Source organism: Rhizobium sp. TRM96647 (assembly GCF_025780115.1).
GTDB lineage: Bacteria > Pseudomonadota > Alphaproteobacteria > Rhizobiales > Rhizobiaceae > Mycoplana.
The window spans coordinates 1-23,322 of sequence record NZ_JAOXHF010000020.1; the positions used below are offsets into that span (position 1 = coordinate 1).

At 59.5% G+C, this 23,322-nt stretch carries 24 protein-coding genes and 3 pseudogenes; 9 read left to right on the plus strand and 18 right to left on the minus strand.

Annotation, left to right across the window (positions count from 1 at the left end):
• Positions 1-187 precede the first annotated feature (187 nt).
• Positions 188-583, minus strand: coding sequence for a PRC-barrel domain-containing protein (locus OCK02_RS24095; RefSeq protein ID WP_263815237.1), 396 nt, complete (start codon positions 581-583; stop codon positions 188-190).
• Between the two features lie 313 nt (positions 584-896).
• Here OCK02_RS24095 and OCK02_RS26285 point away from each other — a divergent pair, with 313 nt between their 5' ends.
• Complete coding sequence (locus OCK02_RS26285; protein ID WP_412178913.1) at positions 897-1,136, plus strand: DUF1515 family protein; 240 nt, start codon at positions 897-899, stop codon at positions 1,134-1,136.
• A gap of 660 nt (positions 1,137-1,796) precedes the next feature.
• Here OCK02_RS26285 and OCK02_RS24105 read toward each other — a convergent pair.
• Positions 1,797-2,198: a septal ring lytic transglycosylase RlpA family protein gene (locus tag OCK02_RS24105; protein WP_412178914.1), complete on the minus strand. Its 402-nt coding sequence runs from the start codon at positions 2,196-2,198 to the stop codon at positions 1,797-1,799.
• 147 nt (positions 2,199-2,345) lie between these two features.
• On the opposite strand from OCK02_RS24105, the gene OCK02_RS24110 reads away from it, so the two are divergent.
• Positions 2,346-2,636, plus strand: a complete 291-nt coding sequence (locus OCK02_RS24110) for a YMGG-like glycine zipper-containing protein (RefSeq protein WP_263815238.1) — start codon at positions 2,346-2,348, stop codon at positions 2,634-2,636.
• 138 nt (positions 2,637-2,774) lie between these two features.
• Here OCK02_RS24110 and OCK02_RS24115 read toward each other — a convergent pair.
• The 6 genes and pseudogenes from OCK02_RS24115 to OCK02_RS24140 all read right to left on the minus strand — a co-directional run.
• Positions 2,775-2,992, minus strand: a pseudogene (locus OCK02_RS24115) (hypothetical protein); the annotation flags it as partial.
• 61 nt (positions 2,993-3,053) lie between these two features.
• Positions 3,054-3,410, minus strand: coding sequence for a hypothetical protein (locus OCK02_RS24120; protein WP_263815239.1), 357 nt, complete (start codon positions 3,408-3,410; stop codon positions 3,054-3,056).
• A gap of 352 nt (positions 3,411-3,762) precedes the next feature.
• Positions 3,763-4,491, minus strand: coding sequence for an SOS response-associated peptidase (locus OCK02_RS24125; RefSeq protein ID WP_263815240.1), 729 nt, complete (start codon positions 4,489-4,491; stop codon positions 3,763-3,765).
• A 27-nt stretch (positions 4,492-4,518) separates the two neighbouring features.
• Positions 4,519-4,743, minus strand: a complete 225-nt coding sequence (locus OCK02_RS24130; RefSeq protein ID WP_263815241.1) for a hypothetical protein — start codon at positions 4,741-4,743, stop codon at positions 4,519-4,521.
• 664 nt (positions 4,744-5,407) lie between these two features.
• A complete protein-coding gene (locus tag OCK02_RS24135) occupies positions 5,408-5,644 on the minus strand; it encodes a hypothetical protein (protein WP_263815242.1) in 237 nt (78 codons plus the stop codon).
• A 122-nt stretch (positions 5,645-5,766) separates the two neighbouring features.
• Positions 5,767-5,989 (minus strand): annotated as a pseudogene (locus OCK02_RS24140) (DUF3008 family protein).
• Positions 5,990-6,294: 305 nt separating this feature from the next.
• On the opposite strand from OCK02_RS24140, the gene OCK02_RS24145 reads away from it, so the two are divergent.
• Positions 6,295-7,511, plus strand: a protein-coding gene (locus tag OCK02_RS24145) for an IS3 family transposase (protein ID WP_412178919.1) whose coding sequence is annotated in 2 segments (ribosomal slippage) — positions 6,295-6,624 and positions 6,627-7,511 — 1,215 coding nt in all. Because the reading frame shifts where the segments join, the coding sequence is not laid out codon by codon here.
• A gap of 81 nt (positions 7,512-7,592) precedes the next feature.
• Here the strand turns inward: OCK02_RS24145 and OCK02_RS24150 are convergent.
• The 3 genes from OCK02_RS24150 to OCK02_RS24160 all read right to left on the minus strand — a co-directional run bounded on the left by OCK02_RS24150 (position 7,593) and on the right by OCK02_RS24160 (position 9,857).
• Positions 7,593-7,871: a hypothetical protein gene (locus OCK02_RS24150; RefSeq protein WP_263815243.1), complete on the minus strand. Its 279-nt coding sequence runs from the start codon at positions 7,869-7,871 to the stop codon at positions 7,593-7,595.
• A 123-nt stretch (positions 7,872-7,994) separates the two neighbouring features.
• On the minus strand, positions 7,995-8,906 hold the full coding sequence (locus OCK02_RS24155; RefSeq protein ID WP_263815244.1) for a sialate O-acetylesterase: 912 nt from the start codon (positions 8,904-8,906) through the stop codon (positions 7,995-7,997).
• A 510-nt stretch (positions 8,907-9,416) separates the two neighbouring features.
• The gene (locus OCK02_RS24160) at positions 9,417-9,857 is read right to left on the minus strand and encodes a pyridoxamine 5'-phosphate oxidase family protein (protein ID WP_263815245.1); all 441 of its coding nucleotides are present in this window, start codon (positions 9,855-9,857) and stop codon (positions 9,417-9,419) included.
• A 163-nt stretch (positions 9,858-10,020) separates the two neighbouring features.
• Between OCK02_RS24160 and coxB the strand changes: the two genes are divergently transcribed.
• The 5 genes from coxB to OCK02_RS24185 are packed head-to-tail and all read left to right on the plus strand — an operon-like array spanning position 10,021 to position 15,646.
• Positions 10,021-11,025, plus strand: a complete 1,005-nt coding sequence (gene coxB, locus OCK02_RS24165; RefSeq protein ID WP_263815246.1) for a cytochrome c oxidase subunit II — start codon at positions 10,021-10,023, stop codon at positions 11,023-11,025.
• Positions 11,022-13,541 (plus strand): cytochrome c oxidase subunit I, encoded by a 2,520-nt coding sequence (gene ctaD / locus OCK02_RS24170; protein ID WP_263815247.1) that lies wholly within the window; start codon positions 11,022-11,024, stop codon positions 13,539-13,541. The genes coxB and ctaD overlap by 4 nt, the downstream gene beginning before the upstream one ends.
• Positions 13,542-13,545: 4 nt before the next feature.
• Positions 13,546-13,926 (plus strand): hypothetical protein, encoded by a 381-nt coding sequence (locus OCK02_RS24175; protein WP_263815248.1) that lies wholly within the window; start codon positions 13,546-13,548, stop codon positions 13,924-13,926.
• Positions 13,923-14,561, plus strand: a complete 639-nt coding sequence (locus tag OCK02_RS24180) for a cytochrome c oxidase assembly protein (RefSeq protein ID WP_263815249.1) — start codon at positions 13,923-13,925, stop codon at positions 14,559-14,561. Before OCK02_RS24175 ends, OCK02_RS24180 begins: the two co-directional genes overlap by 4 nt.
• Positions 14,555-15,646 (plus strand): c-type cytochrome, encoded by a 1,092-nt coding sequence (locus tag OCK02_RS24185; RefSeq protein ID WP_263815250.1) that lies wholly within the window; start codon positions 14,555-14,557, stop codon positions 15,644-15,646. The genes OCK02_RS24180 and OCK02_RS24185 overlap by 7 nt, the downstream gene beginning before the upstream one ends.
• 56 nt (positions 15,647-15,702) lie before the next feature.
• Here the strand turns inward: OCK02_RS24185 and OCK02_RS24190 are convergent, their stop codons facing one another.
• From OCK02_RS24190 to OCK02_RS24205, 4 genes are all read right to left on the minus strand, one after another.
• Positions 15,703-16,143: a PPC domain-containing DNA-binding protein gene (locus OCK02_RS24190; protein ID WP_263815251.1), complete on the minus strand. Its 441-nt coding sequence runs from the start codon at positions 16,141-16,143 to the stop codon at positions 15,703-15,705.
• A 1,095-nt stretch (positions 16,144-17,238) separates the two neighbouring features.
• A complete protein-coding gene (locus tag OCK02_RS24195; RefSeq protein ID WP_318530155.1) occupies positions 17,239-17,781 on the minus strand; it encodes an exodeoxyribonuclease III in 543 nt (180 codons plus the stop codon).
• Positions 17,782-17,935: 154 nt separating this feature from the next.
• Complete coding sequence (locus OCK02_RS24200) at positions 17,936-18,181, minus strand: DUF2934 domain-containing protein (RefSeq protein ID WP_263815253.1); 246 nt, start codon at positions 18,179-18,181, stop codon at positions 17,936-17,938.
• 355 nt (positions 18,182-18,536) lie between these two features.
• Positions 18,537-18,668: a hypothetical protein gene (locus tag OCK02_RS24205; RefSeq protein ID WP_263815254.1), complete on the minus strand. Its 132-nt coding sequence runs from the start codon at positions 18,666-18,668 to the stop codon at positions 18,537-18,539.
• Between the two features lie 1,038 nt (positions 18,669-19,706).
• Here OCK02_RS24205 and OCK02_RS24210 point away from each other — a divergent pair.
• Positions 19,707-19,902 (plus strand): annotated as a pseudogene (locus tag OCK02_RS24210) (hypothetical protein); the annotation flags it as partial.
• A 310-nt stretch (positions 19,903-20,212) separates the two neighbouring features.
• On the opposite strand, the gene OCK02_RS24215 reads toward OCK02_RS24210, so the two are convergent.
• Genes OCK02_RS24215 through OCK02_RS24225 form a run of 3 tightly spaced genes read right to left on the minus strand, consistent with a single transcriptional unit; the run spans position 20,213 to position 22,527 of the window.
• The gene (locus tag OCK02_RS24215; RefSeq protein WP_263815255.1) at positions 20,213-20,497 is read right to left on the minus strand and encodes a DUF982 domain-containing protein; all 285 of its coding nucleotides are present in this window, start codon (positions 20,495-20,497) and stop codon (positions 20,213-20,215) included.
• Positions 20,498-20,548: 51 nt separating this feature from the next.
• Positions 20,549-21,346 carry an SDR family NAD(P)-dependent oxidoreductase gene (locus tag OCK02_RS24220; RefSeq protein WP_412178915.1) on the minus strand — a complete coding sequence of 266 codons (798 nt, stop codon included), beginning with the start codon at positions 21,344-21,346 and terminating at the stop codon, positions 20,549-20,551.
• An 11-nt stretch (positions 21,347-21,357) separates the two neighbouring features.
• Entirely contained in the window at positions 21,358-22,527 is a 1,170-nt protein-coding gene (locus OCK02_RS24225; RefSeq protein WP_263815257.1) for a zinc-dependent alcohol dehydrogenase, read from the minus strand.
• Between the last annotated feature and the right edge of the window lie 795 nt (positions 22,528-23,322).

Sequence of the window (23,322 nt, forward strand, 5' to 3'; positions counted from 1 at the left end):
TCTCCTTCCATGGGCGAAGTGAATCACAGATCAGCCCAAACGGGAATCCCGAATCCGGTTAGATGCGAAACGCTTTAAATTAGGATTCTATAAACTTTGACGTAGCCACTCCAAGTTTGCCCTTAGATCCGATACTGGATCAGTTTTCAGCCCGCCGCCGGCACGGCGGGCTACCGGTAGAACGAGTTCAGCGTTCAAACCGACCCTCGTACTTGAACTCGGGCGCCTTCTCCAGCTCCTCTTTGGTGGCGTTCATCACGGCCGTCCACTTCTTTTCGTTCTCAAGGTACGTGATTTTCACCGCAGAGGGACTGACCATAACGTAATGATCGCCCATACCGAGAAAGCCACCGACAGACATGATGAAACCGCTTAGCTTGCCGTCGGCGATCACAACATCTTTGATCTCCCCGATGGTCTCACCGGCGTCATTTGTCACGTCGAGATCGATGAGATTGTAGCTTAGGACGTCCGTCGGCTGAACAGTAACGAAGGTCTCGGTTGTCGTCGTTTCTGCGGTCTGCGCGTAAGCGATACCGCCGAGTAACGACGCCGCGGTGAGTCCAATTAGAATGCTTCGCATAGTCGGCCTCCTTCTGCTTTTCCTGGTTTTCAAACGCGATCCCGACATCAAGGTTCCGGGCGACTGGATGGGCGTGTAGATGCACGGCGCCTGTCCACCGCGCCCCCGGCAAATAAGCTAAAACGAGAATTGGTGTTAGGCTTCAAGATCCCGTTACCTGATGTCGCCGAGCGAAAATGGCGCCTACGTTCACCGGCAGCTCGGCGAAACTCGACGAGGGCATGCGTGGCAACCGCTGCAGCGGATGGAGGATACAGCTGCGATCCGTCTGGGACGCGGATGTTTGTCTTGGAGATGAAGCCGGCGACGTGACGTGAAGCGTTGGAAGTTCATGGGAACTGGCTTCCTCGGCGTTATCCGCATCGGCGGTATGGTGCTTGGTGTCACCTTTGCCGACGCCCCGCCGCATTGGCTTGGTTGGTGTCGGCAAAGGCACGTCGTGTGTTTTAATGTAGAATGCTTCCGCGCTTGTGAGCACTATCAAGCCTGGAATCGGTGTGTCGCCTGTGGCTGGTGGGATCGGCGATCGCAAAGTAGACGGAACTATCCCTGACACCGGCCCTGTAGAGAAGCATCATGCGACGAGCGATTTCATCAGCAGCGGCAGATCTCTTGGCAATGTGCGCCTTCAGACACACAGAGTCAAAAATTTCCTCGAGCTTGGCGCGGTCGTCTGAACAGTCGCAGTCAGTGGAGCTTATTGAACTTGTCATCGACATCATCTCCCAAAGAAAGAGTGTGCGCCGCTGCAGCGGTAGGCGCAACCAACTTCAGCGGTAACAACGTACCTTAAATCGGCTGTCCCTGTGAGGGATGTTCCCCGCGCTCCGCGGACCAAGGTCGTGAAGCCACTATGAGCGAGGCGTTACGGCTGCGCGGCGCCGACAGGTTCATATTCAAGTCGGTGGCGGAATCGACAGTGGCGTCACCGGCGCGGGACATCATCTACAACTTCGGCCTCGATGGTGGTGACAGAATGATGTTTCCTCCATCGATGAAAATAATAACGCCTCGAGATTCAACGGAGACGAGCTTCGCTATGAAATCCGCTCGGGCGACGCCTTTGTCGGTGTCACTCATAACGGAGATAGCCAAGCCGACATCTCCATCCGACTGGACGATGAGCTGCATCTGCTCAGGGGCGACTTCATCCACTGGGCGCATACGGTAGATCGGCCGGTATCATAGCCGGATTCCCGCCATTGGGGGCGGGCTACCAAATCGGGCGGGCTCCCATAGATTGGCGCAACAGCGGGTGCCAGGCAGTATCCTCAATGTCGTCGAAACAAACGCGGGCGTGCCCCGCCGATATCATCCCGATCTCCAACGCCGCAGCCTTGGAAAGGTCCAGCACGCGCCCGCGAACGAATGGGCCCCTATCATTTATCCGCACAACGACGCTCTTGCCGGTTTCAGAGCTCGTGACCTCAATCTTTGTACCCAGCTTCATCGTCTTGTGTGCGGCTGTGAGCTGCGTCGGATCCATGCGTTCGCCGGATGCCGTTTTCGACGTCAATGCGTACCACGAAGCGCGGCCGCAGCTATGGATGGCCTCGGCTCCGACTGGTAGAAATGCGAACATAGCGACCAGGGCCGCGATGCGAGGTCTCTGCATCTATTCCTCCATGCAGTCGTGGAGGCCCTCTGTCTTCGAGGGTCGATTTAGGGAACGCTAATGCGCGGGTTGGGTTCCGCCCAGGCTCTTATATTGCCTTGGTTGACGGGACGCCTATATTCTTGCTCAATCAGGGAGAAGAACGCCATGGTACGCAACATCGGCATTGCATTGATTGCCACAGCACTCGTCGCGGGATGTGCGTCGTCAGAACAAGATAGGCGAGCGGGAACGGGAGCGTTGGTCGGGGCGGCTGGCGGTGCTCTCGTCGGGCAGGCGGTCGGTCGCAATACCAAAAGCACCATCGTTGGTGCTGGCGTCGGCGCGCTCGCGGGCGCGGCAGTTGGAACAGCAACGACACCGGCAGGATCGCGAAACGGTGACCTCTGCCGCTATCAGGATTCGCGAGGACGTATCTATACGGCCCCCTGCCAATGACGCCTGTTTAGCCCCCTACGCCCGGACGGCCATGCCGTTGAGTGGCGCCAGCGAACATTGTGGGGACGGTCGGCCCATTGCAAGGCCGACCGATGTGATGGCGAGGAGCGAAAGGGCATAACTGACCACGAGGCATCGATCGCCGCTCAATGCACTGCCGGCGGATCCCCGCGCTATCGTGGCCAGAAACTCGTCGATCGCATCCCTATCGGTCGCGAAACCATCTTCCCACTCGAACACATCCACTCTTTTGGTGACTACCTCGCGGCGCCAGTCATGTCGGTGCCAGCCCGGCGAAAAATGTTCACGAGGACGGTGACGCCATCGGGGGTAAACTCACCCGCCCGTTCGGAGTGCGTTCCTCAGCTTTTGCATCAGTTTCCTGACCGCTAAACGTGTGCATCCAGCGCGATCTGTCTACTTGCATTTATCCTGAGCTTCGGCGGCTGCTGTTCTATCGCCCTTCTGCTGAGCAACAACGTCCTGGCCGGATGTGGCAAGATCGCTGCTTTCGCCCATGGGCATAGCGGTCCCGTCCTTCTGCGCCGTGTTTGGCAGCGCGTCCGAGCTGGTTGTCGTTGTGCCGGTTGCAGATTTGGTTTCGACTTGCGACCCCGATGCACCTTCGAGCGGAGCATGGGTTCCATCCTTGGCAATGCCGCTGCGTGCTTCTTGGGTTACCGATCCGGTATTGTCTACGCAGTCTGCCAGGCTCGGCGTGTAGATAGAGGCTGCCAGCACAATCGCAGCCGGGATTGAAACTTTGAGTTTCATAGCTTTTCCTCCTTTGCGAATAACCTTAACCGCCTGGAGGCCTCTATGTTCCACTGCGCCAATGGTCGGTGAACCGGCATCCGCTCGAATATCTCGAGCGTATATCGTTGGGCCGCTGCAAACCTCATGCACAGCTCACCCGCGCCAATGCTCGCACCGCAAATCAAGATGAACTTTCGCACATTTCTACTATTCTGCGCTCTTGGGCTGGGCGCGGGGAAGCGATGAGCGGGACACGAGGCGAATTCACCAGGGCGAAACAAGCAGGATTGCTGGCGCTTACCCTACAAGACGATGAAAGCTGCCATGTCGGGAACTTGCTTTCCATGACACTTCAGGAAACGAACCAAGACTATCCAGCCGGCATTGGCGGTGGCACGAGCACAAGGTCGGCGTCAGGTAACGGACGCTGGAGCCCCTTTGCCTCTTCCCAGGGCGCCGTTAGCCAGGTTTCAATTTCGTCTCCGGCTCGAAGGACTGCTGGCATCGCCTTTTGATGGATTGGAGCAACCACGCCGTTGGGCTCAGTCGTCAGAAAACCGAACAGGTCGGTGCTGATCAGCCCTTCCTTGATCTTCCGAACGCTCTCCCACCGCGGTACCCATATCCCGGCGAAGAACAACAGCGGCTGCGTTTCGTCTGCCGCGAACCAGGCATTCGGAGTCCTGCCACCCTCAGCCTTACTGGCGGGATCAGGCTCGGCAAACCGTGTGAAGGGGACAACGCATCTATTCTCCACGCCTAGCCAGCGCGTCCAGTGCTTGCTTGAGGTATTGCGGACGTTCGTCGTTCCTCCATCCGGCTCCAACTTGAGCAGTTCGTCGAAATCGACTTCCTTGCCTTTCGCGCGGAGCTTGTCAGCGCGTTTGGCTGCGGCCTGGTAAAGCGCCTGTTTTGACGACGGCAATCCCCACCGCACCATGGCCGCTTCCCGGCCGGCAGGCGTGTTGCGGATGATCGGGGCCTTGTAGTCGGGATAAATGTCGAGCGACGGCTCAAGATTACCAAGGCTGTCGATCATCGCGCGCGTGGCTTGCAGAATCGCAAGCTGGTTTGTCGTAATGTTGTAGAGATTGCACATGCTGATCCTCCTCCCTCCACGGTGGCGTTATTGATCCGCGTGTGTCAAGCGGCAGAAAAAGTCGGAACACAAGCGATCGCCTGACGTTTCTTCAGTCCTCGCTGACGCGAGACATTCCCACAAATGAGGAGTGTTGTTATGGGAAATCAGCAGCAGGAACGACCCGACCAAAGGAAGGACCAGCAGCAGCGGCGGAACCCGCAGCAGCAGGACCAGCAGCAGCAGCGCCAGCGTCGCGAGCAGGACGACCAACAAGGTCGCGAGCGTAAAGACGACCAGGGCAGGCGGTCTTCTGAAGATCGATAGTTCCGCCAAACAATGCAAGGGGAGGCCGATTGGCCTCCCTTTTTTACCCCCGGACGTCTTTTCAGACGGGAACCTTCACGTTTTTGATCGTCACCAGGTGGCGGAGTGTCATTTTCACCCGTTCCGCCGCACTCGGCAGCACGAGGGTCGCCGTCATGGCTTCCTTCTTTCCGCAGCGGGTGCAGCGGAAGTTTCCCTCGATCTCAAGGACAGACACGTCTCCCGACAAGGTAGGTGATATCGCCAGCTCGATAAAAGTGGGTCAAAGTGCGGTATCCGCATCGGACTTTGACAAGCTGGCCGACCTCCTCGACCTTGGACAGGCTGTGCATCGTGGCGCACGCCAGGGAATATTTCGCGGACGTGTCCGTCAGGGATCTTGAAGCTCGAAGCGTGGCCACCAGCCGCGTCGCGGCTCATGACACCCTCAGTCAACGCAACTTGCCGCCCAAGATGGTGGCAATCGGCAAGAAAGGTTTCCACAACGGCGCGTGTGTCACCGCCGCGTAGGCGAGGATGGCTTCGAGCTCGCTCACTTCTGGCGGCAGAACACAGGTCTACATCTCCTGCGGGATAAAATGCTTGCTGGGCACGCCCCGCTTCGCGATGGTCAGTTTGGACGTTTCTTTCGCGAGCGTTTGATCGTCTTCTCCATCTTCGCATTCTCCAGCGTAGCCAGGATGTGGTGGTCGGCGAGCGTCGCGATCGCCGTACAGACCTCCATCTCGTCCCATCCGGCGCGCATTGCCCGCCAAATGAGATCTTGAAGCTCGGCCTCCAAAGCCTGTTCACACTTGATGAGCCTATCCGCGGTGAGCGGCTGACGAGGCGAGATGATATCGTGCATGACATCCTCCATTGCGAGGTGGATAGCGCAGGAAACCTGTTTTACAAATGCAGCTAGCGCACTGCCCATTCCCAAGCGCAGCATTGCGTCGTCGAGCTTGGACGCACCTCATGATTGGCGAACTAGACTTCTCTACAAGAGACTCCAGAGGCAGTTAGAGCATCACAATTGACGTGATCGGGTTTGCCCTCGTGCCTTGTCGAAGCGAACTCTTTTAATTGCTTTTCACTCATCGAGTTTTCCAGTTCCTTGGAAGCCCTTTGAGATCGCTCTTTTTGATCTCGCCGCTTTTCGCGGTTGGCCCGCGCCTGCGGCTTTCTATCGTGCCTTTGACGTCGCTGGCATCTGTAGCCTCCCTTCAATCAGGAAGTAATACCGTTTTGCCACTTCGGTTCCGCGGAAAGCTGGAACAAAGATACCGTGTCGGAAGCCAAGCCGCCAAACTGAGGATTGGAAAATGGATCACATAAATGATGCTCGAGTTTCACCCGCCGAGCTGACACCGGATATCCTTGAAGATGCTACCATTTACGGGGTCACCGCGTTGACACAGGACCCACTCGAGGACATGAGCATGTCGATCAGTTGGTGAACGAATATGGCGCCCTGCTTGTTCGGCGTCCTGTCGAGCAGGCGCCAGTGTGCGGCATTTGACGTCGTCGATATGTTGCCAGCTTTTCGCGGGTTCGCGTACCTTGCGGCGATGGAGCACAGCAGAGAAGCTGGCGATCATCCACGAGACCTATGAGGCGGACACGACGGTGAGCATCGTCGCGCGTCGGCACGGCATCCAGCCGAACCAGTTGTTCGCCTGGCGCAAGCTGGCGTCCCAAGGGGCGCTGACGGCGACGGCCGCCGAAGAGGAGGTAGTTCCGGCATCCGAGTACCGGGCGCTTCAGGCCCAGGTGAAGGAGTTGCAACGCCTGCTGGGCAAGAAGACGATGGAGAGCGAAATCCTGAAGGAAGCCCTCGAAATCGCCGGTGGCCCAAAAAAACATCTGTTGCGCTCGCTCTCTCTTCCGAGGGGAATTTTGGAATGAAAACCGTCTGCGAAACTTTGGGTGTTGCCCGGTCGAATATCGCCGCGCGTACCGCAGGCTCCCCTTCCAGAGCCAGAGGCCGCCCACCACTCCCGGATCGGGAACTGGTGGAGGACATCAAGGCCATCATTGCCGACATGCCCACCTACGGCTATCGCCGTGTCCATGCCATCCTGCGCCGTAACGCCCGGAAAGACGGGCGTTCGTGGCCCAACGCCAAGCTCGTCTATCGAGTCATGAAGCTGCACAACCTGCTATTGCTGCGCCACACCGGAGCGGCCGATGATCGTCTCCACGACGGTCAGGTCGCTGTCGAACGTTCGAACATCAGATGGTGCTCCGACGGCTTCGAGATCGGCTGCGACAACAAGGAGAAGGTCCGTGTCGCCTTCGCCCTCGACTGCTGCGACCGTGAGGCCATCGCCCATGTCGCCACCACCGAGGGCATCAAGAGCCAGGACGTGCAGGACCTCGTGATCACCGCCGTGGAGAACCGCTTCGGCCGCATCAACATGCTGTCCGAACCCATCGAATGGCTCACAGACAACGGCTCCTGCTTCATCGCCAGGGACACCGCGTCCTTGCTGCGCGACATCGGCATGGAACCGTGCACGACGCCGGTGCGCAGCCCGCAATCGAACGGCATGGCCGAGGCCTTCGTCAAAACCTTCAAGCGCGATTACGTCGCGGTGAACCCCACCCCGGATGCCGAGACCGTCATGGCGCAACTGCCGTTCTGGTTCGAGCATTACAACAATCTTCATCCGCACAGCGCCTTAGGATATCAATCCCCGCGCGAGTTCATCAGCTCGCAATCTCAAACCTGAGCATGTCCGGTCTTTTGGGGGCAACTCCACCTGGCGCTGGCGCATTTGTGTCAAATGCTACAGCTAAAAGCAGTGACGAAGCTAGTTCGCGTCAGCGCTGCGGCCCATGACTGGTACCGTCAAAGCCCGGATCTTTGAGATTACCAGATCGAATGTCTTGGGTTCTTCCAGCAAAGCCATGTCGATGTCGCCCTTCTCAAGGGAAACCAGCATATTGGCTTTGAATTTCTCCGCCGATTCGGCCCCCTCGTGCGCTGCGATATGGTAAATTGCGTATCCGATGCATAGGTATAGGGTGTTCAAGATGATCTTGATCTGCCCAAGTTCTTCCCCGGCCACGCCGTCTGTTTGGTATGCCATCTTGAGACCTCTTGCATTTGAATGATCGCGATGGGTTGGTTATTTTAACTCTCGAGGTCCCGTAACAGTTCCCATTCCCCCCGCCAGCAATGGCCGGGGTCGCCAAAACTGGCCACCCTCCACTTAGTGCTCGAAGAGCAGTAGTCTGGCCCATGCTCGCGACACTTTCTCCGTGCCGGTGCCAGCAAGGTGGCAATCGTCATAACGATCGGTTTCGCCGAGAAGCGTGTCCGTATTCACTCCAGCCCGCAGGCCGTCTCCACTTCTAGAAAGGGCAAGTTGAGCCCGCACAATTGAATTGTCGGGAACGTGTGTCTTGAAGCCTCCATTGCTGGGCTCCAGGCCTTTTGAGGCAATGGTGATGTGTACGGGCGCGCCGATCGCTTGCTCACGCAGGGTATTGACCATGGAAAGAAATCGCGCACGATAGTCATCCGCGCTTGTGCCCTTGACGTAATCGCTCTCCCCTTGGTCCCATATGACGGTCGTCACGCGATAACCGACGGCTTGAAGCTGCCTCGCCGTCTCGACCAAAAGTCCGTTGAGGTCGCCACCCTCCGCCCATCGTGCAATCTCCGAGCCGGAATACGCCAGAGGCACGATGACCACGTTGTCGAACTCTCCCGATGCGATCAGCAGGTTCGCCAACTGCGTCCAATACTCTCCCTTTGTGTCGGTCGAACCAAGAAGTGGAGACGCTGCCACAAAGCAACGCTTTCCGAAGAAGTTGATGACCCGCGCACCATATTCCGATCTGTACCGCTGTCCGGCGTCATTTGCAGCGTTGGATTGGCCAAGGACCAATAGAACGGCAGTTCGATTGGTTTGCCGTGGGCAGGAGATAGCGGTCTTGCTTTCGTCGGCAATGAGGCGGCCGGTGCTATCGAATACGTATCGACTTGCCTCCGCCGCTCGAAGCTCTCCTCTGAGTGCCAAGAGCTGAGGCCAAGGGAAGACATCGTGGCGGTAACTCAGGCCGCCGCCAAAATACACCGCAAGCAGGGCGATCAGGCCAGAGGCGATTCTTATTCGCATCTCACTAACTCTGCTGACTATGTCAGTGCATGTAGGTCGCGTAAGCGATGGTCCGCCGCTGTCGGCGGCAGGCCAATATAATCTGTGCTGGTCAATTTTTCCACTGAAGTGTCTGCGCCTAACCCCTTTGACCGTTGGCGGCCACAGGTCGGTCGTAGAGGTCGTCATCGCGCGCGAACGCGGGCACGCTCCGCGGCTCACCCGCATGCGGTCAGACGCGATCATCGGCTTGTTAGGTCAGACCCTCAGCGGCTCCGCAGGTGGGGCGTGGCCGGTTGCTGCCTTAGGTTATAGAGGGGTAGAACCAAGACGCGGCTATTTGCCCACCAAACCGCCAAGAAGACAGGCTGGAGGATTGCGCCCAAGCTCAGTAGGTGATCGAGACGTCCGTCAGGTGTGTTCGAAAATTTCGGACAATGATTGCACTTTATCCTCCCATTGGTTGTGGTGTTGCATGAACGGTCCATCGAGGAGATCGTTCCCAGCCTGGATTGCGGATTCTTCGGCGTATTATCGAGCTAGATCGATCGAGCCGTTCTCGTTGCCGTCCCAGTAGTCTACCTGTTTGGCTACGACCTTGATCAGAACCAGTCCTTCGGTGTCAGGGCCATCGGGAAACCACCGGTCGAGTCCGTCTGTCCAATGCTGCAGGAATACGGTCTTGTCCTTGGTCAGTACGGCATCGCCCTGGACCGCGATGAAGATTCCGGGCTTTCCAAGGGGGGAGGGAGCGCCAATGAATGTCAGCGAAACGGCCGGTGATCGTTTGATATCCTCGATCTTCCGGGTGTCCTCGTAGGAGAAGAACCAGCAGTCACCATCGAATTCGACCTCACCATTGTTGCTCATCGGGCGAGCCGAGATCCCACCGGTCTGACTCTGCGTGGAAAGCATCACGAAGTCGATGTCCTTCATTTCCTGTGCGATGTCCTGAAGCGTAAGATCAGTCATGAGAACCTCCCGATACTTTTCATCGCCTCGCGACGGTGGATCCTTCTGGCAATAACGCTGCTGGTGGCGCGACGTTCCGGGCATCGCCCACGGTTGGGAGCAAGGGCGCGGCTGATGCCCGCAACCTTGCCGAGGCGATGCAGCGCTCCATATCGCCCAATGCATGACCGATCGCAGCAAATGTAAAATACTCGGACAGCTTCCCACGGCGGTGCCGCTCGTCCTTGCCGGCTGCACCGGCAGGCAGTCGGCACTCGATCCTGCGGGACAGGAGGCGGCAGAGGTCCATCACCTGTTCGTGGTGATGGTCATCGGAGGAGGATTCATCTGGCTCGCCGTCATTGGCCTGTTACTGCATTCCCTTCGTGGCCAACAACGTCAAACCTGGTCGGAGGAGGGCGCGGGAAGGCTGATTGCCTGGGGCGGTGTCGCCTTTCCTGTCGTCGTACTCTTCGCGCTCCTCGTCTACGCGGTGTGGCTGATGCCCTCGGTCCGGCCGTGGCTCGCCCGCACCGTCCCCGAACCCACACTGATCGAAGTGACCGGCGAGCAGTTCTGGTGGCGGATACGTTATCCGGCCGAAGACGGAGTGGCGGGGTTCGAGACGTCAAACGAGTTGCGGCTGCCTGTAGGCGAACGCGTCGCATTCTCTCTCCGTGCTGCGGATGTGATCCACTCCTTCTGGATACCGTCTCTGGGAGGGAAAATGGACATGATCCCCGGCCGGACGAACGTGCTCTCGCTCTTGCCGACAAGGACCGGGGTGTTCAAAGCGCCATGCGCGGAATTCTGTGGGACCTCGCACACCTACATGGCCTTCTCGGTCGTGGTGATGGAACGCGAGGCCTATGACGACTGGCGGCGGAAGCAGGCGTCGGGAAATCAGCCTGAAGGCAGCGAGGGCGAGGGACTGTTCACCCATCATGGCTGCGCGGCCTGTCATTCAGTCAGGGGGACCACGCCGGTCGCAGGGCTCGGGCCGGATCTGACCCATTTTGCTGAACGCGAAACCGTCGGCGCAGGAACGCTGGCAAACACGCGCGAAAATATTGAGCGGTTCATCCGCGATCCGTCCGCAATCAAGCCCGGCGCCCAAATGCCCGCCTTCGACATGGTGCCGCAAGGCGAGATTGCTGCGATATCCGAATTCCTGGCGGGGCTGCGATGACCGACGTCAGTTTCACGGAGCTAAACCGGGAAGAGCGCGAGGCACAGGAGCGGGAACTGCGCGAAATCTGGCGGACACCATCGGGCTGGCGCTACTGGACGTCTGTCAACAATACTGAGATCGGCCTCTGGTACGGTGCCGCCGCTTTCATTTTCATGCTTTTCGCAGGCGTTCTGGCCCTGCTTGTCCGCGTCCAGCTCGCAGTCCCTGAGAATGGGTTCCTTTCGGCCGACGTCTTCAACCAGGCCTTCACGCTGCACGGCACGGTGATGATGTTCCTGTTCGCCGTGCCGATCTTCGAGGCCGTCGCGATCTTTCTCCTGCCGTCGATGCTGGGGGCACGCGAGCTGCCATTCCCGCGGCTGTCCGCCTTCGGCTTCTGGAGCTTCGCGCTCGGCGGCGTCTTCGTGTGCGGCTCGATCTTCTTCGGCGCAGCCCCCAGCACAGGCTGGTTCATGTATCCGCCGCTTGCGACTGACAAAGAGTATTCCGGGATCGGCGCCGATATCTGGCTGCTCGGGCTGTCCTTCATCGAAGTCGCCTCGATTGCCGCGGCGGTCGAACTGATCGTCGGCATCATGAAGTGCCGGGCACCGGGCATGCGCATCAACATGATGCCGCTCTTTGCCTGGTATCTCCTGATCGTGGCCGGGATGATCCTTTTCGCCTTCCCGCCGCTGATCGCCGGCGACATCCTGTTCGAGATGGAGCGGATGTTCGACTGGCCGTTCTTCGATGCCGAGCGCGGCGGCGATCCGCTGCTGTGGCAACACCTCTTCTGGATCTTCGGACATCCAGAGGTCTACATCATCTTCCTGCCGGCGATCGCGATCATGGCGATGATCGTGCCCACCTTCGCCCAGCGCCCGATCGTCGGTTACTCCTGGATCGTGCTTGCTGCCGTCGGCACCGGCTTCCTCAGCTTCGGCCTGTGGGTGCATCACATGTTCACCACCGGGCTGCCGCAGATCTCGCTCGCCTTTTTCTCGGCGGCCTCCGAGGCGGTCGCGATCCCGACGGGGGTGCAGATATTCGTCTTCATCGCGACGCTGCTCGCCGGACGCGTGATCTTTTCCGTGCCGATGCTGTTTGGGGCCGGCGGCCTTGCTATCTTCGTGATCGGCGGTCTGACGGGCGTCATGGTCGCGCTCGTGCCGTTCGATTGGCAGGCCCACGACACCTACTTCGTCGTCGCGCATCTGCACTACGTTCTGATCGGCGGCATGCTGTTTCCTGTTGTCGCCGGCATCTACTACTATTACCCGCTCATCAACGCCCGGAGGCTCTCGGACTGGCTCGGAAAGATCGCGTTCTGGCTGATGTTCGTGGGCTTCAACGTCGCATTCTTCCCCATGCATCTGTCAGGCCTGCGGGGCATGCCGCGCCGGGTGTTCACCTATCCCCCCGACATCGGATGGGACTGGTTCAACCTCATCTCCACCATCGGAGCCTTTATTTTTGCCGCGGGTGTCGCCGTCGTCGTGATCGACGTCGTTCGGCCGAAGCATCGACTGCCGAAGCAGGAGATGAACCCGTGGAACGCCGGTACGCTGGAATGGATCAGCGAACCCGAGGAAAGGTGGGGCGTGCGTTCGATCCCGATCATCAAGAGCCGTTACCCGATCTGGGATCAGCCAGGCCTGCTCGAAGATATCAAGGCGGGGCGCTACTACCTTCCGGACGCGCAGGACGGGGCACGCGAAACCCTGGTGACGTCGGTGCTGGACGCGCGTCCCCTGCAGTGCCTTCGGGTCGGCGGCACGTCGATCCTGACGATGGTCGCCGCATTCTCGCTCGGTGGTGTCTTCGTCGCGCTGACGTTCCACTGGTGGATTCTGACGCTCGTCTGCGCGGTCCTCACGCTCGCCGCGATCATCGCCTGGCTCTGGACCGGGACGGCGGAAATCCCCCGTTCGGAAGAACGCGACATCGGTCTCGGCAAGACGTTGCCCCTCTACAGCTCAGGACCGCAATCCGTCGGCTGGTGGGGGATGTTCATCACCATGGCGGGCGACGGCACGGCCTATGCCAGCCTGATGTTCGGCTACTTCTTCTACTGGACGATCCATGACGACTTTACCGCCGGGCATGCCGGGCCGGGTATCGGCTGGCCGCTTCTGGCCGCGGGCCTTTTCGTGCTCGCCTGGTTCGTGATGGTGCTGGCGCGCCGCGTCAATGCCGCTGACCGTCCGGCAATGACACGTGCGGCGCTGATACTATCGGGATTGCTGACTGTGGCCGGGTGTCTTGCCGGGCTGGCCGGGCCGCATTTCTACGCGATGGATCCGACAGCGCACGTCTATCCCGCAATCGTCTGGGTCATCGCCATCTGGATAGTCGTGCATGGTGCCGTGGCGATCGTCATGCAGGCCTACTGCCTTGCCCGCAGCCTTGCCGGGCGAATGAGCGCGCGGCATGACATGGATCTGCAGAATGTCGTGCTCTACTGGCATTTCCTCGTCATCACGGCCATCACGTCGTTCGGCGTGCTCGGCCTGTTTCCGGCGCTGAGGTGACGCGATGCGGTTGTTCCCCAAGGAAGTCGAGAGCCTTTGGACGCTGTTCACTGGACCGACCATCTGGGCGGCGCATTTCCTCGCGTGCTATATCGCCGTGGCGATCTACTGCGAGAAGGCCGGGGCGGCCCCAATCTCGTTCGCGCAGATGCGTTTTTTGCTCGTTCTGATCACGCTTCTTGCCCTTGCCGGCATCGTGCTTTCGGCCTGGCTCGCGTGGCGCCAATGGGGGTTCGGCAGCGGCGATCCACCGCACGACGCGCCGACCCGCGAGGACCGGCTGCTGTTCCAGGGCTTCGCGACGCTGCTCTTGTCGGGGCTCAGCTTCGTCGCCGTGATGTTTGGCGCGATTCCCCTGGTCCTCATCGAGGCGTGCCAGCCATGAGGACCGTTGCGCTTGTCACCGGATGTCTGTTGCTCGCGATCCTGCCTGTCGTGCTCTACGCATCCTTCGACGGCGGTTCGTTCACCGTGCACATGGTCCTGCATATGGGCACCGTTGCCGTGGCAGCACCGCTTCTCGCCTACGGCCTGATCGGCACGGGGCTCAAGATCCCGCGGAAAGACGTTTGGATGACCCCCATCCTCGCATCGGTAGTCGAACTGATCGTGGTCTGGCTTTGGCACGTTCCGGCACTCCGGGCGATGGCGGATGCCAGCGCTTACGTCTCGGTGCTGGAACTCTTCAGTTTTCTCGTTGCTGGCTTGCTGCTCTGGATTGCCTGCCTTCGGCCAGGGCGTGACGGCGAGGGGCGGCTGGCCGGCACGATGGGGCTTCTTTTCACCTCGATGCACATGACACTGCTTGGCGTCCTGCTCGCCCTTGCGCCACGCCCCCTCTATGGCGGGCAGGAGGTCAGTTGCTTCGGCATTCCGCTCGATGCGTCGTCCGACCAGCAGATCGGTGGCGTGGTGATGCTCGTCGTGGGAGCCGCGTCCTACCTCATCGGCGGGGTCGCTCTTCTTTCCGGCGTGCTCCGGATCGAAGTCGAGCTTGCGCGCGAGGACCCGCTATGGTGATCGGACTGAAGCATATTGCCGCCCTGGTTGTCGGAGCCCCGCTGGCTGGATTGGTCATTGCCTGGTCCGGCGTGATCGGCATCGGCGCAAGCTCCGGCCATTGGAAGGTCACCGACTGGTTCCTGCACTGGGCGATGCGATCCTCTGTCCGCACCGCGGCGATCGGCGCCGACGTTCCGTCCTTCCACGATGGCATGCTGCCGATGGCGGCGGGGCACTTCGAGAGCGGCTGCGCCCTCTGCCACGGTTCGCCGGCGATGCCTCCGCCTGCAAGTGTCCGTGGCATGCTGCCGGTGCCGCCTGATTTGAAGCAGGTCATCCCGACCTGGACCGACGCCGAGCTCTTCCAGATCGTGCAGCATGGGGTGCGCTTCACGGGCATGCCATCATGGCCCGTCGCGGAGCGCGAGGACGAGGTCTGGGCCATGGTGGCCTTTCTCCGGCGCTATCCGGAACTCGATGCCGCATCCTATCGACGCCTTGCGGGCCACGCAGCCCATCAGTCCCGCGACCAGGAGCGGGTGCTGGACACGTGCAACGGCTGCCATGCGCCGGACCGGCTTGATCGTGACAGCCTCATCCCCCGTCTCGACGGCCAATCACAGACCTATCTGAGGGATAGTCTGGCGGCCTATGCGGAGGGAACGCGGCCGAGCGGCGTCATGGCCGTCGCTATCCAGTCGCTGAACGAGCAGGAGCGCGAGGCGCTGGCGGCGCATTTTGCGGACCGGACCGCGACTGGAGTGAATACCGCGACACCGTCGGAGGAGATCGGTCGGGGTGAACGGATCGCACGATCCGGGGATCCCGAACGGCGCGTTCCAGCTTGCCTGTCCTGTCACGACCGGCAAAATGCCAATCCCGCCTATCCGAGGCTCGCCGGACAGCCTGCGGCCTATCTCGCCGCCCAGCTTCGCCTGTTGGTCGAAGAAAAACGGGGAGGCGGACCCCATCGCGCGCTGATGACAAAGGTCGCGGCCAATCTGGACGAACGCGACATCGAGGCCGTGGCCACATATTTTTGGGCGAGCGATCCGGGCGCGAAGGCCGTTAGCGGATCCGTGGACGGCAGTGCAGGCCAGTGATCACGTCACGCGGAATTGCCGCACTTCGAAACACAATCTCGCCGCAACGCTTAAATCTAGTCGAGATCGATGAGGGCCAGACCAAGGTCGCGCCTGTGCTTGCGGCGCAATCGGGCGGGCGTCTCCCGGATGACAACCTCCAAAGTTGGGCGAACCTGTCCTTCAACGAAATGTCCGCCCCTCGTACTACCGTCCGACAGACCCAGCACCGCATGCAGGTGCAGGCTCGCGCTCCCGTCGTCTGCAATCGCGACGTCTCCCATGAGGCTTAGGGCCTCCGATTGCTCGTCAACCTGAATGTTGCGGTATTCCTTTGTCCCGAACTCGAAGAACGCAATCGTGGCGGACTGGAATGCGCCAATTGCGGTAACTGAGGCGGCCGCGATCCGTTGTTCGTTCGCGAACGTTCTGATACTCGAGAAGGCTTCTTCTCCAGCCTCCAGGACAAGAATGAAGACCCGCTCGCCCGCGTCTTCGGCCAAAAGTTTGTGTCTCATGCGATCGGTCCTTCTCAGTTTCTCTCTCCAAAACCTCCGAACCGCTCTTCGGGTTCCCATCGGTTTCCTCTGGGGAGCGTATCTGGAAATTTGTCTTCATCCGCCTCGTTGCGATTTTATCAACGATCGGAAGGAGGCATTGAGATGGCTATTCCCTGAAAGACCTGGACGAAGTGGAAATCCTTGGGCTGAAGTGTATTGCAGACGGTTACGTCCATGTCGTCCCGACGGCTATAGCCGAACTGTTGCATTCGCTATGCCAGCGTAAAAGGCGGGGTCAGGCAAGCCGGCGCGCGAGCTATCCTGTCCCGCCTCTGCCGAAGGTCCACCAGAAAAGGCCCGGATCCGAAAAGGCGCTGCCGATTCAGCCGATGTTCGACACTCCGTTAATGTGGCTCCAAGAAGCTGAAGGTGGCCCTCATCACAGGCGGCGATTCGAGGCTAGGCAGGTCGGTTGCAACCCTTCTCGCGTCGGGAGAGCTGACCCTGCCAACATCCATCTCGACGAGCGTGAGGACGCGGAGGCTACCCGCGCGGCGGTCGAGAAGGAAGGCGCGAGATGCGTCGTGATCAACGCGACGTGAAGGACTCGGCGTTTTGCAGACGGCGGTTGAGCAGACGGTCAAGGAGCTCGGCGGACTGGACGTATTAGTCAATAAGGCCGCCTTCCAGCTGCATACCCGCTATATTGAGGACCTGTCGGATGTGCATTCGACGAGACGCGAAGGCCGCGGTACACGAACAACGGGCTGCGAGAATCAACACAGGCTCGGTCACGCAGCTGAAAGGGGGTCGAAGGAACTGCCAGACTACTCCATGACTAAGGGTGGAATACGCGCATTTGCCCGCGCCCTCGGCGCGCAGCTTGTCGAAAAGGGAATTCGCATCAACGCAGTGCTCCGGGGCCAGTCTGGACCTTGCCCAATCCCTCTGGCAAGTCCGTAGAGGACGTTGCAAAATTTGGTGCCAACACGCCGATAGGCGACCGCCGCAGCGACCCGCTTCGTGATACCATCGTTACGGCAATGATCGCAGTGATCTACCTGTTTTTCTGGACACCGGACGAAGCTTCTGAGATCCTCCCGGGATCGTAGGTTATGTCAGCAGGTCCCTGCGTGGCACATCGAGTTCGATGATGACGGGGGCATGGTCGCTGGTCGGCCACCCTCTCGGCTGTCGCTGAACGGCCTTTCGCAGCCAGGGCGGGGCCAACGGGCTCAGCAGGACGTGATCGATGCGCAGCCCCGCATCGCGCTCGATGGAATCACGCCGGTATGTCCAGAAGATATAGAGGCGATGTTCGGGATGGAAATGCCTGATCGCGTCGGTCAGCCTTTGAGCCAGTAGTTCTGCAAACGCCTCTCTGACCTCAGGTCGGAACAACGCGTCGTCCCGCCATCGCTCGGGCGCGTATACGTCGACGTCCGTGGGCATGACGTTGAAGTCGCCGATCAGCACGGCCGGAATGTCCAGTCGCAGGAGTTCGCCCGAATTCGTTAAGTCGACTCGAATTTCGGGCCCGGTGCGGGGTTGCCAATGGGCAGCACCCCGCCGACGGTCGCCTCGATATATCGGATATGGCTGCCTCCCCGGTCCTATATCGCGTGAGGTAAGGCTCCATGTCCTTTTCTCCAAGATCGCGACACCGTTCCAGCTCTTCTAGCCATGCCAGACGGCCAGGTAGTCTGCCTTTTCTATTGCTCGCCACGGGAACTTGTTGTCCGTCGCCTTTAACTCCTGAAGGCAGACCACATCTGGGGGCTCCTCAGCCAGCTATCGCAGGTGATGATTGTCATCGCTCGTCTGCTGGCGGCAGAGCGTCGCTGGCAAAGTTATCTCCGCGAATCTCCCGCTCGGCCTGCAGCCAATGTTCCTCATGTCGACCTTCTGGCATGCCATCCTGTTCCCAAATCTCGAAAGCACGCTGCCTGATACGTTCGGTCAAATCGGCTGCATCATCCGGGCCGTGCGTTTCAGGATTGAATGCAGGGTCCAAAGGCGTGGAAAGCGGGTCTTGCAAATTCTTGGTGATGGGCATCGCGCTGATCCTCCTTGTTCGCTCTATGAACTGGCTTGTGAACCGGATGTTCCGTCGCGAGACGCCCGTTGTGTTCGTCTGCCCTGTGGCGCCTTCGAGAAGCTTCGGTGTAAGCTCTGCGAACTGACGGCTTACGTGATTGGTGTGGTCAATCTTGTTTGCTGAGCCTAGCTATTGCTGAGGCGGGAGACGCGTCCTCATACTGGTCATCGCGTTGCAGCTCGCTGATGGTTACAAAGTAGACATGACGCAATGACGCACACAATAATCGCAGTTGCGTCACAGGGAGCGCATCATTCCCGTCCTATCCGCTATTTCTGCCTCCGAAGACTTGGATCAAAAAGTTAATGAACACTCAGATCTTCTGCGGAATGTGGCGGTGCTCGGCGTAGAATGCAAAGACCAACTGCCCAACGGGTTCGTGATCCGGCAGCCGCCGCACGAGCCGGGTTTCCTCGATGTCCAGGGCGACCACGAAATCCGGCAAGAGGGAATAGCCCTTTCCAGTGATTCAAGCGTGTCTCACGGCCCTCGAAGTTTGAAATGATGCAGGGAGCTGGGATACCGGACGGGCATCAATCATCGCACCTCGAGCGATCTCGTTGCAGTTGTTGCCGCGGCATGTTCCAAAGAGGCGATGTGTTCATCGACAATACGAAGCCCCATTCACGGCGCCGCGATGTCAAACCTGAACACATTCGGCAGGGTGGTGGTGGTTGGGACGATCGCTCTGGCAGACGGCTTCGACCAGCCCGATATCGGCCTAGGGCACTTTAGGAAAACGCTCATCACCCGCGCCCGGATATAGGATTCCTGCTCGAACCACGAGGCCGAGTGTCAATCGGCACTTTCCGATCTGCTGGCGTGGCATAGGCAGGGACTGCTCCAGACGAAGGAGGATATCGCCGAAGGGATCAAGACTGTGCCCCACGCCCTTGTCAGGATGTTGAAAGGAGAAAACTTCGGAAAGCAATTGGTCAAATTGTGATGCGGGCTGGTCGGAGCCGTTCGAGCTCGGCATGACGACAATGGGGCCAATAGGAGTTCAAACCGCAAGTCTTCACTGCGCCCGCATTTCGGTCGTTGCGTCGGGCGTCGATGACTGCGATTAGGGACGGTGGTAAGAGAAACCCGTCCTTCCCTCAGGCGGCCCCGCCAGGCGCCGATCGCTCTGTGGTAGCTGTCCATGCTGGCGCATGAACGGCGCAGCTCGGCCAACCCAATGTCTCGCGCGATTCGGTCCTTGAAAGAGCCTGCAGGACAGACGCTCAATAACATTTCTTCGCTTGTATGCGCTGCGATCGAGCGGATAGGCCTTCATTCGTGCCCCCGACGACGGGATGACCGCCTGTATACGGGCCAAGCCAAGCTCGAAAACTGTCGGCATCGTATGGCGCGATCTTCTGCCAAGCAATGGATCTTGCTTGTCCTTCCCCCACGTGAGGTGCCAATCGCTTGGGCCCAATAATCGAACGTGGAAACTTCCACCTGGTTTGCCGGTTCCCCTCTTAGAAGGAGAACGATCATGGGTATGGACAGACCGAAAGATGGAGCACCTGGCACGACCGATCAGTCCCCACGGTGGGAGGGACCGGAATCCAATCGGTCGCGGATATCTGCCTGCCAAGGACGATCCGGATATGGATCGCGATGCTGTCGTCGAGAGCAACCAGGATTCTGAACGCAGGGGTCCATCTGACGCGATGAAAAAGCGAGACGATGCCAGAGGTCAGTACGCGCCGTCGCAAGCCGATCGAACCAGTACCGGGATTGCGAGCGCAAAGCCGACTGTGATTACAGGATCGGAGGATGTAAGGCGATCCGCTCGTACCGCGGCACGCCGCTTGCGGTCGCTCGCGAGGACTTCGTTGCTTCATGCCTTGAGGCCGGATGCCAGCAAGGGCGATGCAACTGGTCTTCAAGAGAGCAAGCTCCGGAGGCGCCCGTTCCGCCAAATGGGGCAACCGCACGGCGGCGGGCCTCCCGCCGGCTTCACTTTTGCAGAAGATAGCTGCTGGAGCGGCCGGCAGGCTAGAGGGGTAAATTTCCTTCACGATACGGAATACGCGCTTCCTGGCAGGCATACACAAACATTGTCCGCGCATACTGCGGGGTCTGTCGGCCACAAAGGGCAGCAATGCACGCACGTTTTGCGCTCAGAAATCGATCGCGATGCACGCCGTCCGGCCAGGCATGCATCAACGCGGCGTGCGCTTCCTCTGGTCCCCGAACGACCTTTATCAACCGTTGCGGGGTAGTGATACTGACCGGCATGCTCCAGTGAGCCTTCATTTGTACGGCAACAACTTCGCCCATGATGGAGTCCTTTTCTGTTTCCTCAGCGCAGTAGAAGGCCTACTCCTCGGCTTATTCGCCGGAACCCGGTTCGGCCATTTTGCGATGCTGTTTCGCTAAGGTCTCCGCCGGCGTGACGTTGGCCGCAGCAGACATCAGCTTGTTTTTCCACCCGGAAACGACGTCCCCATCGCCTTCCAACATCGCATCGAAGCCGACTTTCGCGACGAAGGATGGATCGTCCTTGTACGACTGGCCGATCGAGGTGTCCAACATATCGGCGCGTTCGAAAAACTCCGTATCGGTCGCCCCGGGCATGAGGCAGGTCACGGTGACGCCCGTATCCTTCAGTTCCTCCCGCAGGGCGAAGGAGAACGAATTGATAAACGCCTTTGTGCCGTTATAGACGGCCTGGAACGTGCCGGGCATGAAGCCTGCGATCGAACCCGTCAGCAGGATTCGCCCCGAACCGCGCGACCGCATCTGCTGGCCAACCTGCTGGACGAGATACACCGTACCAACGATGTTCGTGTCGATCACGCGGCGGGCCTCTGCGAAATCCTGGTCGAGGAAGCCCCTGCCAAGCCCACGTCCCGCATTGGCCATAAGGAGGTCCACCGAACGTCCATCGGCCTCGATGACCTCCGTCAGGCGATCAACACCGTCGGTGGTGGAGAGGTCGGTCTCCACCGCCTGGACCGAGACGCCGAGGTCCTGCAAATGTACTGCCATGTCGGCGATCTTCGGTTCGTCAGCGGCGATGATGAGATCATAGCCCTTGCCGGCGGCGATGTTGGCGAGTTCCAGACCGATACCACTCGATGCCCCGGTTACGACCGCCAGTCCTTTGGCTGATGGGGGATGTTTCATCGTCATTCTCCTCAAGGTTTGAGGACGACTTTGATGCAGCCGTCCTTCTTCTCCCGGAACGTCTTGTAGAGTTCCGGCCCCTCCTCCAGCGGCGCACGGTGGGTAATGACGAACGAGGGGTCGATCTCGCCCCTCGCGATGCGCTCCATCAAAATCGGCAGGTAGTGCTGAACGGGTGTCTGCGCCATCTTGAAGGTCAGGCCGCGATTGATCGCCGAGCCCATCGGGATCTTGTCGAGGTAACCGCCATAGACGCCGACGATCGAGACCGTTCCGAAGTTCCGGCAGCACTGGATCGCCTCGCGCAGAACATGCGGCCTGTCGGTTCCCATGAAGGTGGCGACCTTGATGCGATCTATCCGGGAATCCCAGCTTGCCGAAGGATCGGCTTCGGTCCCGACCGCATCGATGCAGGCGTCCGCACCCCGCCCGTTGGTGAGTTCCATGACCTCGTCATAGATGTCCTTGTCCATGAAATCGAGCGTGACCGCGCCGGATGCCTCGGCGAGCGTCAACCGCTCGGGCACTGTATCGATGGCGATCACCCGTTCGGCGCCCAAGATGAAGGCTGATTTGATGGCCATCTGGCCCACAGGCCCGCACCCCCAGATCGCGATGGTGTCGCCGGGCTGTATGTTGCAGAATTCGGCTGCCATGTAGCCGGTGGGGAAGATATCCGAGAGAAAGAGAACCTGTTCGTCCGTCAGCCCATCGGGCACCTTGATCGGGCCAACGTCGGCGTAGGGCACGCGCAGGTATTCGGCCTGACCGCCGCTATAGCCGCCCAGAAGATGTGTATAGCCGAAGAGGCCGGCCGGCGAATTACCCCACATCTCCTTGACCTTCTGCGGCTTCGGATTGGAGCGCTCGCAGCCCGAGAAGAACCCGCTCTTGCAGAAGAAGCATTCGCCGCAGGCGATGGTGAAGGGCACCACGACACGGTCGCCGACCTTGAGCTTCTTGTTATCCTTGCCGGCCTCGACGACCTCTCCCATGGTCTCGTGCCCCATGACGTCGCCGCTGTGCATCTCGGGCATAATGCCATTGAAGAGGTGCAGGTCGGAACCGCAGATGGCGCAGGCAGTCACCTTGATAATTGCGTCCCGGCCATCTTCAATCTTCGGATCGGGAACGCTTTCGCAGCGAATGTCGTGCTTGCCGTGCCATGTCAGTGCCTTCATTGCCGTTGCCTCAAAATTTCACGCGCACATGGATGGTGCTCCGCAGCAGGGTCCCAGGATTCCGTCACGCGCGAGGGAACGTGTCGCTCGGCGTAAAGGCCAAATCGTCTGCAACGGAGATTGTTCCCCTTGCCGGACCGATCGTGCCTTTAGGAATGGATAGGGATCGGGAGTGCAACAATCGCGGTTCGATATTTCAGGCCTTTGGCGCATAGCGGACATCGCCCGGTTCATCAGGAAGCGCTTGAGGCAGAGGTCATTCCTCAGCGGAGGAGAGCCACTGCTCGGTGCACATCACTTCCATCTGAACGGAGAGGCCGATTTCCTAGAAGCTCCAAAGCAGGGTCGTGCGTTGGTCGGCCATACTGCGGACTCCTTTAGCAGGATCACCTTGTATCCAAGATCGACCGCACCAAGGGCCGTTGCCTGAACGGATACACCGGTTTCCTCGGTTACCTTTAGCTTTCCGACACTTTCCCGCGAGTTGGCGCTTTTCTCAACGAGTGAGCGCAGGTTCAGCATGCCGTCAGTCATCGGTGGCCTTTCCGTCTGTGCTTGAACAACCCGACTCTACCGGAAAAACACTGGTGACCTCCGCTACCCAGCTACACTACGCCGCGAACATGATCTGCGCTGCATCCAAACAGATGTGGCTCCACCTCGTCGTGCACATTGACCGAGGCCTCTCGTCCGCTTCTCCAGCTCGGCTTTTCTGGAGAAACAGCGGTTGACCAGGAGAGGTCCGTGCCGACGCTCAAATCGAAATTTCGGATGGGAACAAGGACCCTCTTCCCG